Genomic DNA, 14909 nt, shown 5'->3' with positions numbered 1-14909 from the left:
GGTCGGGCTGGGGGTGGTGGAACGCGGCGGGCACGACTTGAAGCTTTTCGGAAAACCACCGAAAAGCTTCAAGCTCGGCCTTATTCTAGGCGATAAATCGCCAACAATAATATCGCGGCTGACTCACCCCCAGCCCGACCTTCCGCCAACTAGTAAACGATCCACCAACGCCAGAGTGTGAGCCGACCTGGGTAGCTCCTGAGCATTAGCCTAGCAACTATTTTGGAGGCCGGTCTATGCCTCCAGAATAGTTGCGTAGCTAAGCGGAAGAAGCTAGGTCGGCGAACACGTTTCAACGCCACGCTCCGCTCCAGCCGCTCAACGTTTTAACAGCCGTTTGAGCACTCACGCCAATTGGCAAGCTATCGCCAGTTAATAGGAAGCCACGGAATTGACGACCGTGGTTAGTGGTCACCAGCTTTAGATTGGTGACACCAAAGCAGTCTGTTTGATGAACTACGGCAAGTTCTTGATGGATCAGTTAAAACGGTCGGTTTCCAACCAAGAAGTGTTGAAGAAACCGGTAAAGATTTCCAGTCAGAATCTAATTAAATGGGTGCGACGTGCTGCTAGACTACCGAAATATCTCGGCCGATTAATCCGCATCAGTTGGTGTTGCCGTACCACGGAAAAAGGGCAAAAAAAATAACCGTCTAAGCTTTCAGCGGCTAACGGTTATTTTTTTAACATAATCACAGCCACCGTGATTGACACGGTTCTGCAGGAGCAGCCGCGCAAGGCTACTCTTTTTATACATTCAGTATAACATAGATTCCATTTTTGGCAATCAAATTTATCCGCACGAACGAGATATAGATTAGCCAGAAGAATCTAGTATGACCAAAATCAGTCGAATTTCTGATCCTCTCCACGTCACATTTTTGTTAGGAAATTCACCTATCTTTCCAATGCTTAACCTGTTAAACTAAGTCTTGCAGAGCGAAAGTGCGGCGGTGGCTAATCTGATTCGAAAGGTTGTGGTCGAGATGACCCCATGCGATGAACCAAGTCGTAAATCTTGAGAAAGGAATAGCAAATGTCCATCACAGAAATTCTCACTTTGCTGATATTGACTGGAACGTTCATTATCCAGTTAATTCAGCTCGTGATTGACGTGATTGAATTAGGACAAAAAAAATAACCGTCTAGCTTCCCGGCTCTCGGTTATTTTCCCAAATAATCACAGCCACCGTGGTTCACACGGTTCTGCAGGAGCAGCCACCAAACGGCTGCTCTTTTTATACATTCAGTATAACATAGACTCCATTTTTGGCAATCAAATTTCACCGCATTACACAGAATAGCAAAATGTCCATCACAGAAATTCTCACTTTGCTGATATTGACCGAAACGTTCGTCATCCAGTTAATTCGGCTAGTGATTGACGTGATAAAATTAGGGCAAAAAAATAACCGCCTAAGCTTTCCCTGGCTTACGATTATTTTTTTTTAATACAATCACAGCCACCGTGGTTCACACGGTTCTGCAGGAGCAGCCACCAAACGGCTGCTCTTTTTATACATTCAGTATAACATAGTTTCCATCTTTGACAATCAAACCTCGCCGTCCAATGGAACACATCGCTCGCCGCCTGTTTACAGAACACATATATACACATATATAATAGAAAGAACACGTCAAAATCCCTGCGCAAATGGCATCCCACCAGCCGCACGATCCCGTATCACTTGCGGGTTTAGCGCGTTTCACCCAACAAAAAAAGGCGTGGCGAACCACACCTTATCAAATAACTGTGTCTCGAATTTTTGGCAGGCGCGGGAATTAGCTTGCGGTCATGCGGCTGTGCCGCTGACCGCGCGCCGTCGCGGCTGTCGCTGGCTTGTTTCTTGGGGTATTTTTAGCTGGCGTGCTTGGGGGCTAGTCTTCGATTCGCACCAAGGTGTATTTCTTCTTGCCTTTACGGACAATGACAAACTTGCCGTCAAAGGCTGCGGCGGGATCGACTTGGAAGGCCACGTCTTGTTGGCGCTGGCCGTTGATGTAGATGGCGCCGTTGTTGATGTCTTCTCGGGCTTGTCGGCGACTTGGTTCGATCGCCGTCACGTCGACGAGGAATTCGACCAGGTCGTGGGGCGCGTTGGCGATGGTCACGCCGGGCATGCCGTGGAAGCATTGCGCCACTTCATCCGCGCTCAGGCTCAAGAGATCGCCGGAGAAGAAGGCAGCGGAAATATGTTGGGCTTGTTGACAAGCGGCGGCTCCGTGGACAAAAGTCGTCACTTCTTCAGCCAGCCGGCGTTGCGCTTCCCGCTTCTCGGGCGCGCTGGCAACTTTCTCCGCCAGCGCGTCGATTTCGTCGTGGGACAGGAAAGTGAAGTATTTCAAATATTTGACCACATCACGATCGTCTTGGTTCAGCCAGAATTGATAAAATTCGTAAGGCGTGGTCTTTTCTGGATCCAGCCAAACGGCGCCACCAGCGGTTTTGCCGAACTTGGTGCCGTCCGCTTTCAGCATCAGCGGAATCGTCAAGCCGTACACGCGCGCCTCCGCGCCTAATTTCTTGTGGATCAAATCGGTGCCGGCGGTGATGTTGCCCCACTGGTCCGCGCCGCCGATCTGAACTTGAACATCATGTTCCTTGTACAGCGTCAAGAAATCCACCGATTGCAAAATTTGATACGTGAACTCCGTGAAAGAAATCCCTGTCGCCAGCCGTGACGCGACAACTTCCTTGTTCAACATCACGTTGATCGGGAATTCCTTGCCATAGATCCGCAGGAAATCAAGCAGGCTGATTTTGGAAAGCCAGTCGTAGTTATTGACGATCGAGAAATTCTCGGTGCCAAACAAACGAGTCATTTGCTTGGTGATCGCGTCCTCATTGTGCTTGACCTGCTCCATGGTCTGCAAGGTCCGCTCGGTTTTGCGCCCGGAAGGATCCCCAATCGAGCCGGTCCCGCCGCCGATCACAATGTAAGGATGATGCCCCGCATTCTGGAACCGTTTCAAGATCATGAACGGAATCAAGTGACCGATGTGCAAGGAATCGCCGGTCGGATCGACGCCGCAATACAGGGAGACCTGCTTCTCACCGGTCAATTCCGTCAAACCATCCAGATCTGTCACCTGATTGACCGCGTCCCGCCACGCCAAATCTGCTAAAATTTCATTTCTTTCCATGTTAACGACCTCCATCATGTCTTCTTTTATTAAAATCATTCAATCATCACTGGGTAACTTTCCAACCGATCGATCCCCTGGCCGCGGCAAAATAAAAAGTCCCCGATCAGTTAAGATCAGGGACGATAATTTACCGCGGTACCACCCAATTACCCGCCAACGCGGACAACTTTACGTTCGTAGAGAGAACGACGCTCGTGCTCATTCTAGTGTAATTCGTGTTGGGAACGCGGCTGATTCGCAGCGAACATCAGCTTTCTGAACGCGTCTTTCCGCAACACTACTGGGCTAGATTCGACCTATTGGAATGGATTAAATGTATCAGACTTAACGGGTTATGTCAAGGGATGGCGGAGAACTGCCTGCCTGCGTTGGTAAAAGTAGTCTGGCCGCAGCTTGCGCTGCGAAATTCGGGGTGAGCTCGCTGTGGGCGCTGTTTTGAGCCAATCCGCAAAGTGCGCGGCTTGTCTCAAAATCAGGCCTTGGTCTAAGTGGCATAGCCACTAAGACCAATTTCACGGCGATCTCACCCCGAATTTCTCCGCTCCAGCCGCTCAACGTTTTAACAGCCGTTTGAGCACTCGCGCCAGCTGGTAAGCTATTGCCAATTGATGAGTATCCACGCAATTGACGACCATGGTTAGTGGTCACTAGCTTTATATTGGTGACACCAGGACAGTCTACCTGATGAACTACCCTAGTTCTCGGCGAACTGGCTAAATTGCAACACAGATCATCCAGAATCCTGTCTTTTTCGCCGAGGCGAGTTTGGCATGGAAAGCGGTGATTATGAGGACAAAATGAGAGGGATGTGGTGAATTTTGGGGCGGAAATTTGTCTGATTTCCAGTGTAAAAATTGGTGCAGGTCGTCAGCCGAAATCGGCCAAAAAACGGTCGGAATCGGTTGTTTGTGAAAAATGTCTTTTCCGCCAAACTGGTCAATCGAACCCCTGCTTGACTGATTATCCCGCAAAAAAGGCGCGGATGATGACTAAGAGGATGACCTTGTCTTAGTCGGCGTCCACGCCTGTTGACGGGAATTATTTCGAGCGGATAACTAGCAACGCATCGCCCGCTGGTTCAGTAGCCGTTGCGGAGCTATTGAGTGACTGTTCCGTCGCTGTTCAGTGGCCGTGAGTGGTCGTTCAGTAACCGTCGCGCGGCCATTCAGTGGTCATTCAGTTACTGTTCAGTGTCTGTTGGTGTCTGTTCGGTGTCTGCCCCGTTACTATTCATTGTCTGTTCGGTGATTGTTGCCGCCTCGACACAGTCATGTTGCCGCCTCACCGTCCAGCCGCAGTGGAACCGCCTATTTCTCCGGGTCGTTTTTGTCGGCGGGGGTGGTGTTGGTGGGCTTGTGCTTGAAGCGTTGCAACAGGTCGATCTTCTTGGACTTGCCGTGAGCCAGGTTGACTAGGTCGTGGCGGAAGCGGAAGGCGGACAGTAGGGTCAAGAAACCGAAGCCGGCTGCGGTTTCCCAACCGAATAGGAGCGCGCTGACGATGGTGAAGCTCAGCAGGATGGTCACGCCGGGCAAGGCCAGGTCCTGCGTCACCAACAGGACGGCCAGGGCGATCAGCAGGCAGATCAAGCCCCACTTCAAATCGTAGGAAACCAGCAACAAGGCGGAAACGGCCACGCCTTTGCCGCCTTTGAAGCGCAGCCAGACGGGGAAATTGTGGCCCAAAGTGGCGCCGATGCCGGCGTACATGATCGCCAAGCGGCCCAATTCTGGGAAAAGCCAAACGCTGATCAGGATCGCCGCCAATGTCTTCAGTAGATCTCCGACGAGGACCAAGATCCCGAATTTCTTCCCCAGAACGGCGCCAATGTTGGCCGTGCCGGGATTGCCGGAGCCGATTTCGTGGGGACTTTTGCCGGTGCGCCACAAACTCACGAAATAAGCCGTGATGAAATTGCCCAACCCATAACCGATCAATAAACTGTAAACCCGCGCCATAACCATCTTTTCTGCCTCCACCTCAAGTTAGGCCAATTATATCATTTTTCACGGGGGGAAAGCACGCACGCCGCCGCAGAAAAAATCCTCGCCAAAAATCAACCGTCATCCCCAGCGCCCTGGCCCCGTCGCCGCTACCAAAAAAATCCCCGCCAGCCTTGGGCGGAGGGAGTTGCCCAGAAGCTGGCGGGGATCAGTGAAACGCAGAAGTTAAGTGACCCCGTTCCTAGAAATGGTAGTCCAGGATCTGGGCGAAGTTGTCGCGCAGACGAGCGCGGCGGGCGCGGAGGGTGCGCGGGCTCAGGTGGTGCTCCCGGGCGATTTGCGTCAGCGGCTGCTCGCAAATGAAGTGATTCCAGATAATCAGCCGATCCATGGTGGTGGCACTCTTGATATAATCGCGCAGGGTCAGCGCCGTGACACTGCCCGCCTCGAAATCCAAGTGGAAATTATCGCTGAACTGCTCGGCCAGATCATCGCACTGCCGCCGTTGTTGATAACGCAACAGGTCGGTCAACCGCCAAATGATCGAGTTGAAAGCGAAGTTCAGGAAAGTCGGATCCGTCGCCGGCTCCCCGGGGAATTCCTGATAAGCATAGGCGAAGGCGAAGTAAGCCTCCTGAACAAAATCCTCATAATCCTGGGACCCGCGCCAGATCCCCGCCCGTTTGACCGCGCCGTGGATCAGTTGCGGATAATTCAGGGCCATTTCCAGTCCCCGGGTCAACGTCTGGATCGCTGGCAAAGTTGACCCCGCCAGAGCTGACGCCGTTGACCCCGCTGGAGCGGTCGCTGGCGGCACTGTTGGCGACGTTGGTCCGGTTGTTGACGCTGGTTCAGTTGGTGAAGTGCGTTCAGTTGCTGACATTCGTTCGGTGGATGACGCTGGTTCAGTTGGTGACATTCGTTCAGTTGCTGACGTTCGTTCGGTAGATGACATCAGTCCAGTTGATGAAGTGCGTTCAGTTGATGAAGCGCGTTGTGTTGATGACGTTCGTTCGGTAAATGACGTCGGTTCAGTCGCTGCAGCCGTTGCCCTTGTTCCCATCGTTGCCGGCGTTGTCGGCGCCGTTTCGTTGGGGAGCCAATTCTGAGCGGCCAGGTAGGCTTGGTCGGCTGGTGATAATTCGGATCGATTCATGTGGAAAACCCTCTTTCAGTTTATCCACAAGCGCTTGTGGTACGTTCAATTTACCAGAACGGCGCCAGCCAATCATCTCGGAGCTAGTTGCCAACGCCCCCAAGGCTTCCCGCGAATTTCCCCGCACAAATAAAAAAAACAGCGCCGTCATGTTAGCGCTGCCATTTTTGCTCCGAGGAAAAATATTTAAATTAATTGAAACTGCGACTCCGTTCTAACTGGACCAAGAAATAATGCTTGAAGTCAATGAAGATCACGGTCAAGATCCCCAATTCAGGATGGCGCCGCACGGCTTCCAACGTCAATTCTTGGAACGACAACAGATAGCGCCCGATGCCCTCGGCGCTGACCGCCTCGCAGTGACTGCGGAAATTGACATCGGCGTCGCGCAAAATATTCCGCGACAACTTGGCCAGATCCATCGGCACACCCACTTCCGCACACAAATGCCGAAACGCCTCCAATTCAATCGCGCTCATCCACTCCAAGTGCGTCAACCGCGTATCGAAATTCCGTTGCACCGGTAGCGCCACCTGCAAATTCGACGCCAATTGGAACACCCGCGTATTCGCATCCTGCCCAGCAACGATTGCCTTCGTGTGATGCAAGGCCACCCAATCAGCCAACTTGGAGCTGGAGACCCCAGACAGATGCATCGCCACCCAATTAGCGAAACACAACGACAACTCACAATTGTCCGCCTGCGCCAAGTGCGTCCGCAACGCCCGCACCACCGACACATCCAAGATACTGTGACGCATATGATATTGCAAAATTTGTTTGGTCGAACGGGGCGTGAGATAAACTCCCGCGGGCGTGATCACCATGGTTTTAATCTGCTGTGGATTCGGCGCCGTGTAATTCAGCAGCACATAAAAATCTTTGATCAGCCCCGGATCCGGTACGATGGGAATCAACTTCCGCAAGTCCGCCTGCATCAGCCGCTCCTTCGTCAACACGCCCTGTTCATTGCCCGCGATCTCAACCAACCGTTCCAAACTCAAATAATCAATTCCTGTCATCTAATTACTTCCTTCCATTATCGATTGGTCATATCATACCAGAGGTCGTTCAATGAGTTCAAGTGTAAATTTCGCAAAAAAAATAGCGATAATACAATTTGATAAGTTCCTAAACAGCGCTATTTTGTGCCAAACACCGGCCATTCTCCCACCGGACAAATGGCGTCAAAGTTCATAAAAGCCAAAAAGTGCTCATTATCCAATTAGAGTCATACGCCTACTAGTATCGCACCAGAAGCAACACCACCGCCACTAGTAGCTCAACGTGGGCGTCATCAGCTAGCAACCAACAAGTCGGTGACTAACGGATCACCAGCCAACACGTGTCCACCACGCACCCACCCACACCAGCAGCTAACGGCCACCAGCCAACACACCGCCGTTCCCATACCAGCGCCACCAACGCCATAACCGTTGATCACCATTGACCCGAAATTTCGGGCACAAAAAAAGAGAGTCGTATCTGCTAGAAGACGACTCTCTCTTATAACACTAACCAAGAAGGACTAAGCTCTATGGGCTAAAGCTTAGCCGTGAAAATCTTGGGAGCAAAATTAAGGAGTACTAGTATACACCTGGGACGCTCATGGCGAAGCTAGGTGCGAACCATTGACTCGAACCGATCGTAACGGTCTGGCCAGGTTGTGGTGCGTGGATATACTGACCATTCCCGAGGGAAATCGCAACGTGGTAAGTGCTACCACGTGTGCCGAAGAACACTAGATCACCGGCTTGAGCGGCGCTGGCTGCCTTGATCGTGCCATCATACTCTTGTTGGTAAGTGACCCGATGCAAGTTGATCCCGAAATGCCCGTAGACATATTGAACCAACCCAGAGCAGTCAAAACCTGCTGGTGTGGTGCCGCCCCATACATAAGGGACACCCATGAAGGTCTTGGCATAGTTAACGATTTGTTGCCGTGACGCTTGCGCAGTCGTGGTGATGCTACCACTGCCAGCGTTGGAATTGTTGTTCGTATTGGTTGAACTCGAGTTATTGGTGTTGCCGTTGTTGGTTGAATTGCTGGTATTGCTGGAATTGCCTGAGCCAACATTGTTAGCATCAGCGTTGCTTGCAGCTCCGCCTAAACTAACATATGAACTCAAGACCCAGCCACCATCAGCCAATTGGTACCAAGTGCCACCATTGATGGTCTTGGTTGCAACGTATTTCGCGGTCTGTCCTTTGACCATGTAACCCTTCACCTGGCTGAAGTTCATGTTCTGCCAAACGGTGGTGGCGCCACTTGCGTAAGTGACCGTCAAAGTCCCAGCAGCAGCATTGGAAGCCGCGTTACTGGTGTTACTAGAAGTATTGCTGTTAGTACTATTATTAGTCGTGTTGGTTGATCCGGAGATTTCACCGGACAGATAAGTTTCAGGAACCCAACCGCCATCGGTCGTCTCCAACCATTTCGTTCCGCCGACCTGCTTTGCTGAGACGAACTCAACAGTCTGGTTCGGTGAGAGATAACGTTTCGCTTGTTGCCCAGCACTAGGACTGGTCCAAACAGTTGTTGCACCCTCTGTATAAGTAACTTTACGTGTTGCGGCTTGTGTTTCATCCGTCTTCTGTGCTGCTAATGCGGCGGTTGTCAGAACCCCGACGCCCAGCAGTAAAGATGCCATTTTCTTCTTTTGCGCCATAAAATCAATTACCCCTTTTCGAAAAAGCAGACATGAAGCACTCGACTAGTTACAGGTAATCATAACGCTTTAATGTTACGTTTGTGTTACAACGATAACACACTTGTATGACACAACAGTCACTTTGTGCAGACGATCGCGGAACCCCCGACCAATTCTAGATTTCCAATGTGAAGAAATCTAAAGATTGTTTAAAGAAATTTACGCTTCCACCGCGTCCTTCTCTTCATCAAAGATCGGAGTCACGATCCGTTCAACGTATTGCGCGCTGAGCGGTTGATCGTAAAGGCGCTCATCCCCATTGGCGAACAACTTACTCGCCGCAATCGCCTGCATTTGTGTCTTGACCTGATCACCTGTTAAGGCCGTGTTCACGTCGCTGAGTGTGACGTGATGCTTCTTATCGAAATTGCTTTGGAAATTCAATTGTAATTGCTTCATCTTCTTCTACCTCCGCTTAACCTAAATTGACGATCTGTTTCGTGGTTACTTCCGCATCGACCACCGTTTCGTTGACCCCCAACGCCGCGATCGCATGACCAAAGGCATTGAGCTGTTCGACTGACGGTTGGGCCACAGCCTTAGTAAACCGACGGATCTTCCCGTCTTCAGGCAATTCGTCCCCGATAAAGTTGAATGCAAGTGCAGTTGCTGACCATTCTAATTCCATGATGTTACCTCCATTGAGTTTTGTTGTTAAGCCAATTTCTTGCCGGCGTAAATTGTCTTACACTATTAGTAACGTTTGAGCGACCCCAAAACGGCAAGAAATCTTCCTAAGATTTTAAAAACCTTTTCTGAGTTTCTGAGGTAATATTAATACTATACAGACGGTTTGCCATTTAAAATTCAGGCACCAGAAGACCCCTGATAGAAAAATATTATCATTAACATCACAGGAAACTTGGTCATTTTTCCAAAAAAAACTTCAAAAATATTTTTAAAAAATTTGAATTTGAGACGAAATTCGCCCGATTTCGACCAAATTTGACCTGACGATTCGCTGAAGCACCCAGAAAATGACCTGATCAGCCCCGAAAATTCTTCAGAATACGGATCAAAATCGGCAAAAAATCTGGCACCAACCAGAAAAATCGCAAAAAATGGCCGCCAACTACAAAAAACAACAAAAAAGGCGGTCGATTTCGTCCATCAACCGCAAATTTCGCCGCTAAATTCTAGAAAAAAGTGACCGCCAGCACGCTACTGATCTAAAAGTCAGGCCCCATTATCGCAAAAATTGACAGGATTACGCCCATCAGTCCCCGTCAGTGGTCGCCACGGACTCGCCAACCACTGCCAAACGTCTAAATCTGACCTCCTGGCTCGGCTCCGGTCGGCCTCGCTCAAATCATCCTCATGGGCAAGAGCGTGCTTAGATGACGTTTAAACGTGTTTAAACCGCCGTAAAATGAGCGTAATACTAAAAAGTCAACGCGCTTAACAGTTTATGAGTTTAACGAACTGAACGGAACTTAGCGGCGCTTAACGCGCTGAACTGAGTTAAGCAAGCTTGCCTTTTATCCTAAGTGGTCGCCTATGAAGATGCCCTTTCAATAGATTTATCTAAAGGACATGACAAACGATCCCTGGATTCCCAGTCATTGTTGGACAACAATATAATTCTTATCACGGTCATATAACTTCAAGTTGCTCATCCATCTGCTTTGCGTAACTCAATACTTCTTGATTCCTTTCAACACATAATTAGCTATATAATTTGCTAATTATAGAGTCAAACCACGATATATTGAAGATTTGCGCCTTATTACCGGTATAGTTGCACAATTTGTCAACCGGCGTGGTATAATTAATTTGTGTTCAAAATACTAATTATAAGAAGGTTGTTAAATGGATTTGGATCAAGAAGTCTTAAAAGCGGCAGTAAACGTCATGTCTATTACCGACGAAACCATATTGCCTAACTTTGAGGCAGCCATTTCAAAGGTTAATCATGATGGTTTAGATCACTCAGTTTGGGCAAATCGTGGGCAAGTGCTCACGGACATTTTTGCTGATCACTCGATCATCAAAATTCGCCACGTTAAACGAGGGACTATTTGGCAATTTGAAGCGATGGTTAATGTCGAGAACCATACTGTCTATTTGCTAATGACTCATGATAACTTACGGAAGTTGCAGAGAGAGTTCAAAAAAAATAAGCATCGTACTCACTACTTATTCTCTCTGTTGCGGCTTAATCCAGAATCGATTTGCGTACAGCAAGAACTGTTCGCATTCGATGAAGAAAGTTTTAAAGCTGCGCGAGAAATGGACTGCGACAATATCTTGGGAGAATTTGCAGGTCAAATTGAACACGTTCAGGTATTAGCTTTCGACTACGCTAATCATAGTGCAATTGGTGGAGCTGTTTATCTGCTAGACCAAAGTGGTGCAACAATTGAGCGCGAAGATATTAGTGATATGCTTCTTGACCAAGATAAAACAAGTGAGAATGATTCACTTGGTACTGAACCTGTCCAACGCACCACAGAATCTACGCCACTGGTTAAGCTTAAAATCAAGAAAGCTTAACTCGAACAAATTACTATTAGTGAGGATGTTGCATAATGGGTTTTGAACTAAATGGGGCTCGCCTCCGTGAAGCCAGACGCTATCGTAGGCTGACCATTACCAGCCTTTCGGAAAAGGCTGGCGTTTCCAAACAAATGATTTCTCGTTACGAAAGAGGAACTGCTCAACCCGGACTTGAAGTGTTCCAACGAATCGTCAGGGCTTTACAGTTCCCAGTCGATTTCTTTACTGGTATCGATAAATTTAATTACAAAGATGAGGGGACCTACTTCAGAAGCCGATTAACCTCAACACAGTCGGAAAAAATGCCCAGTGAAACCTATAAAAAGGCTGCTGGTTTAGTCCGTGACTTGTTTGGTGAGTACATTGAATTCCCCCCATTGTTTCAAACAGAGATTGAATCGAAGGCGCCAAAAGCTGCGGCTATCCAACTTCGCCAGTTATGGGACCTGGGGGACAAGCCAATCGAGAACATCCTTCGACTCATAGAAAGCCATGGCATCCTAGTGGCACAGGTTAATTCTGGTTCTGAAAGAATTGATGCTCATAGTGGCTATGTTGACGTCAATGAGCACAGATACTACGTGGTGCTTGTGGATGTTAACAGTATGACCTTCTTTCGCCAACAGTTTAGTCTTGCGCACGAGTTGGGTCACTTTATTCTTCATGCCAACAGTATCGAGCCACAATCCTTGGACCCTCAAGAATATCGCCAACTGGAAAAGGAAGCTGACGAATTTGCCTCTGAATTTCTCCTTCCCGCTCAAGCATTTGAACACTCCATTAACGATAATCTCATGAATCTTGACGAATATATTCGGTTAAAGATGAAGTGGTATGTTGCGGCCGGTGCAATGGTGCCCAGAGCCAGATCTCTTCGCCTACTCGATGCTGACGAGTATCTTCGTTTACAGAAGCGTATTAGTGCTCGTGGGTGGCGCAAGCAAGAAAAGTTAGATGGTATCATGCCACCATCAAAGCCCCAACTATTGAGTGAGTCTCTAGAACTATTGGAAGGTGCAAAGATTCTACAGGCGCGCGAATTATCGGGAATACTCAATAAAAGATACGGCGTAGCATTCCCCACAGAGATTCTCGCACAAGTCATTGGAGTACCTATGAACCGCTTTAAAGCGGACATTGTCCAGCTAAAATAGCGAATATGGATCAGTTATACCCAGACATTCGAAAGATGGATTTCTAGATGAATCCATCTTCCCGAATTATTCATACAAAAGCGACCACTAACTAGCAACGCTGATGTAACAATACTTTTTCCCTGTCTGATTTACACCCAATGGGTGTAAAAAAGGCCCCCAATCTGATATGGTTAGTTTGCACAAACAACCACAGAAAGAGGGACCTTCAATGGCTACTTTACATGAAATTAAAACAAAATTCAACTCAAATCTGACGATTTCAAACACAGGTGGTAATATTTCAAATGACTGTGGATTGATTCTCGTCAAAGAGTTTATGGATTCACTTGATTTTACCGCTCTTTCTAGAAAACACCTGACCATAAAAGATGCACGTCTCTACCATACCCACACCAACCTTTCGTTGATGGAACAGTTGATTTATCAAATTATCGCTGGATATACGACCGATTCTGCTGCCACACTATTGAAGGAAGATCCTGCTTTCAAGATTTTATTTGGAAAGAATAGGTTGGCATCTCAGCCTTCACTGTCTCGCTTTTGGAATCGCATTAGTAAAGACAATATTTCTCAATTTCAGGACCTCAACCAAGCTATGATTGACAAGGTGCGGTTAGTCCGCAATACCACCGAAATGATCTTCGATCTTGACTCAACGCATTCAGACACATATGGCAAGCAAGAATTGAGTAGTTATAATGCCCATTATGGTACCAACGGGTACCATCCATTAGTTGCGTTCGATGGTCTGACGGGTGATTTCTTAAAGGCTGAACTTCGTCCGGGCAGCGTTTATACATCCAATGGTGTAGGAGATTTCGTTGCGCCGCTGTTCAAACACTACCAGCAGGTAGTTCCTGATAGTAATATTCTCGTTCGTGGAGATAGTGGCTTCGCTACTCCCGAGCTTTATGAACTCTGCGAAGCATACAGTAGCTTTTATGTGATCCGTCTAAAATCAAACGCCATCCTTTTTAAAATTGCAGAAAAGAACATCCAAGTTGATGATGACACTCATTGGGAGAAGCGAGAAGTCAGTTATTCTTCAACGCTCTATCAAGCAAACAGTTGGTCTAAAGCACGTCGTATCTGTATTAAATCGACTCGAGAAGCTGTTGAGCTGATTTCTCGGCATGAATACATCGTTACAAATTACTCGAATAATGTTTCCGCCGAAACGGTTTTTCAGACCTACTGCAAACGTGGAGCTATGGAGAACTTTATCAAAGAGGCGAAAAGCGGATTTAACCTCGATAAGACTGACAGTAGCTCTTTCGTAGAGAACCAAGCTCGTATGATGGTAAGCCTGTTGGCTTACAACATCGTTAATTTCATGCGGACACTTTGTCTGCCGGTCAAGTCTGCTGGTATGCGGGTCGATACAATTCGCCTAAGACTATTCAAGATTGCAGGTAAAGTGGTTCAAACCGGTCGGAGACTATTGTTGAAAACCAGTTCATCTCATGTTTATCAGGAACACTTCTTTCAGCTTCTTCAAAAAATCCAGCAACTCCATTGGTGAGACGTGGGACAAATCACGACAAAATAAAAACAGGCACTTTGCGCCAAGGGATAAGTCTACCCAAAATCAGCCAGAAGGTGGGAGAGAACTATAATCCACCAGACTTTTTATCAAAGAAATGGAAAGCAATCTAAAAAATAAAATTTCGGCTCGACTTATCGTTATATTCTCGCAAAATTTTGAAAATCGGAGTCCGTTAGAAAAAGTATGAATCATTCGGGATCTTTTTTATTGTTTAAAATTGGTCTGATTCAGCAAAATATTCATTTACGATTCTCCAGCCTGGTTCACCACCATTATGTTAAGACAGCAACCAAAATCGACAATCTCTTATTGTAATTATCTGAGACTCAAAGTAAGGTTCCAGGTTCTATTCGGAGTTGGTTAGACTTAATTAGATGACAACACGTTATCACTTCCATCAGTTGTTGGATATATGGTGCCAACATTATCATCACGTCAAACTTTGATCAATATGCATCGTACCCTTCATGTTTTGAATATATCGCTGGCTCAGCCGAAACAACATCTAGAAGTCATCTGAAAACTTAAACAAAAATAACTGGGCCAAGTTTGTCGTTATAGTATACACCCAACCCTGTTACAGCACTGCTCACACTGGTTACGATCAACTATTAATCGATTCCACAACACAAACATATAGCAAAAAGACCAGAGTTCAGAGACAACTTATCTCCGATACTCTGGCCTTTTTAAATTACTCGAATTTCAAACGCGAAGTCACAAGGCTATACTGTTACCCCTCAAAATTCTAGA

13 protein-coding genes are annotated in these 14909 nt (G+C 47.7%); 4 read left to right on the top strand and 9 right to left on the bottom strand.

The features are described 5' to 3' along the window. Positions 1 to 292: 292 nt before the first annotated feature. A complete protein-coding gene (locus tag EKM94_RS12925; protein WP_263853261.1) occupies positions 293 to 415 on the bottom strand; it encodes a hypothetical protein in 123 nt (40 codons plus the stop codon). 621 nt (positions 416 to 1036) lie between these two features. Here EKM94_RS12925 and EKM94_RS12980 point away from each other — a divergent pair. Continuing rightward, a complete protein-coding gene (locus EKM94_RS12980) occupies positions 1037 to 1141 on the top strand; it encodes a putative holin-like toxin (RefSeq protein ID WP_225422221.1) in 105 nt (34 codons plus the stop codon). 737 nt (positions 1142 to 1878) lie between these two features. On the opposite strand, the gene tyrS is transcribed toward EKM94_RS12980, so the two are convergent. From tyrS to EKM94_RS11035, 8 genes are all read right to left on the bottom strand, one after another. Next, positions 1879 to 3144: a tyrosine--tRNA ligase gene (tyrS, locus tag EKM94_RS11070; RefSeq protein ID WP_125601889.1), complete on the bottom strand. Its 1266-nt coding sequence runs from the start codon at positions 3142 to 3144 to the stop codon at positions 1879 to 1881. 327 nt (positions 3145 to 3471) lie between these two features. Then, positions 3472 to 3795 carry a hypothetical protein gene (locus tag EKM94_RS11065; protein ID WP_125601886.1) on the bottom strand — a complete coding sequence of 108 codons (324 nt, stop codon included), beginning with the start codon at positions 3793 to 3795 and terminating at the stop codon, positions 3472 to 3474. Between the two features lie 659 nt (positions 3796 to 4454). Next, a complete protein-coding gene (locus tag EKM94_RS11060; protein ID WP_225422220.1) occupies positions 4455 to 5111 on the bottom strand; it encodes a glycerol-3-phosphate acyltransferase in 657 nt (218 codons plus the stop codon). Between the two features lie 220 nt (positions 5112 to 5331). Continuing rightward, positions 5332 to 6246 (bottom strand): sigma-70 family RNA polymerase sigma factor, encoded by a 915-nt coding sequence (locus EKM94_RS11055; RefSeq protein ID WP_125601883.1) that lies wholly within the window; start codon positions 6244 to 6246, stop codon positions 5332 to 5334. A 191-nt stretch (positions 6247 to 6437) separates the two neighbouring features. After that, positions 6438 to 7268, bottom strand: coding sequence for a hypothetical protein (locus EKM94_RS11050; protein ID WP_125601880.1), 831 nt, complete (start codon positions 7266 to 7268; stop codon positions 6438 to 6440). Positions 7269 to 7832: 564 nt separating this feature from the next. Continuing rightward, positions 7833 to 8915 carry a C40 family peptidase gene (locus tag EKM94_RS11045; protein ID WP_125601877.1) on the bottom strand — a complete coding sequence of 361 codons (1083 nt, stop codon included), beginning with the start codon at positions 8913 to 8915 and terminating at the stop codon, positions 7833 to 7835. A gap of 201 nt (positions 8916 to 9116) precedes the next feature. Next, on the bottom strand, positions 9117 to 9356 hold the full coding sequence (locus EKM94_RS11040; protein WP_125601875.1) for a DUF2922 domain-containing protein: 240 nt from the start codon (positions 9354 to 9356) through the stop codon (positions 9117 to 9119). A gap of 16 nt (positions 9357 to 9372) precedes the next feature. Continuing rightward, positions 9373 to 9585, bottom strand: coding sequence for a hypothetical protein (locus tag EKM94_RS11035; RefSeq protein ID WP_125601873.1), 213 nt, complete (start codon positions 9583 to 9585; stop codon positions 9373 to 9375). A gap of 1181 nt (positions 9586 to 10766) precedes the next feature. Here EKM94_RS11035 and EKM94_RS11030 point away from each other — a divergent pair. From EKM94_RS11030 to EKM94_RS11020, 3 genes are all read left to right on the top strand, one after another. Further along, positions 10767 to 11450: a DUF5986 family protein gene (locus tag EKM94_RS11030; protein WP_125601871.1), complete on the top strand. Its 684-nt coding sequence runs from the start codon at positions 10767 to 10769 to the stop codon at positions 11448 to 11450. A 35-nt stretch (positions 11451 to 11485) separates the two neighbouring features. Further along, entirely contained in the window at positions 11486 to 12607 is a 1122-nt protein-coding gene (locus EKM94_RS11025) for a helix-turn-helix domain-containing protein (RefSeq protein WP_125601866.1), read from the top strand. 211 nt (positions 12608 to 12818) lie between these two features. Further along, on the top strand, positions 12819 to 14132 hold the full coding sequence (locus tag EKM94_RS11020; protein ID WP_125601864.1) for an IS1380 family transposase: 1314 nt from the start codon (positions 12819 to 12821) through the stop codon (positions 14130 to 14132). The last annotated feature ends 777 nt before the right edge of the window (positions 14133 to 14909 follow it).

The sequence above is a fragment of the Lapidilactobacillus achengensis genome (assembly GCF_003946655.1).
Lineage (GTDB): Bacteria > Bacillota > Bacilli > Lactobacillales > Lactobacillaceae > Lapidilactobacillus > Lapidilactobacillus achengensis.
The sequence above is the reverse complement of the archived record's forward strand: the minus strand, read 5'-3'. Positions and strand labels throughout refer to the sequence as shown.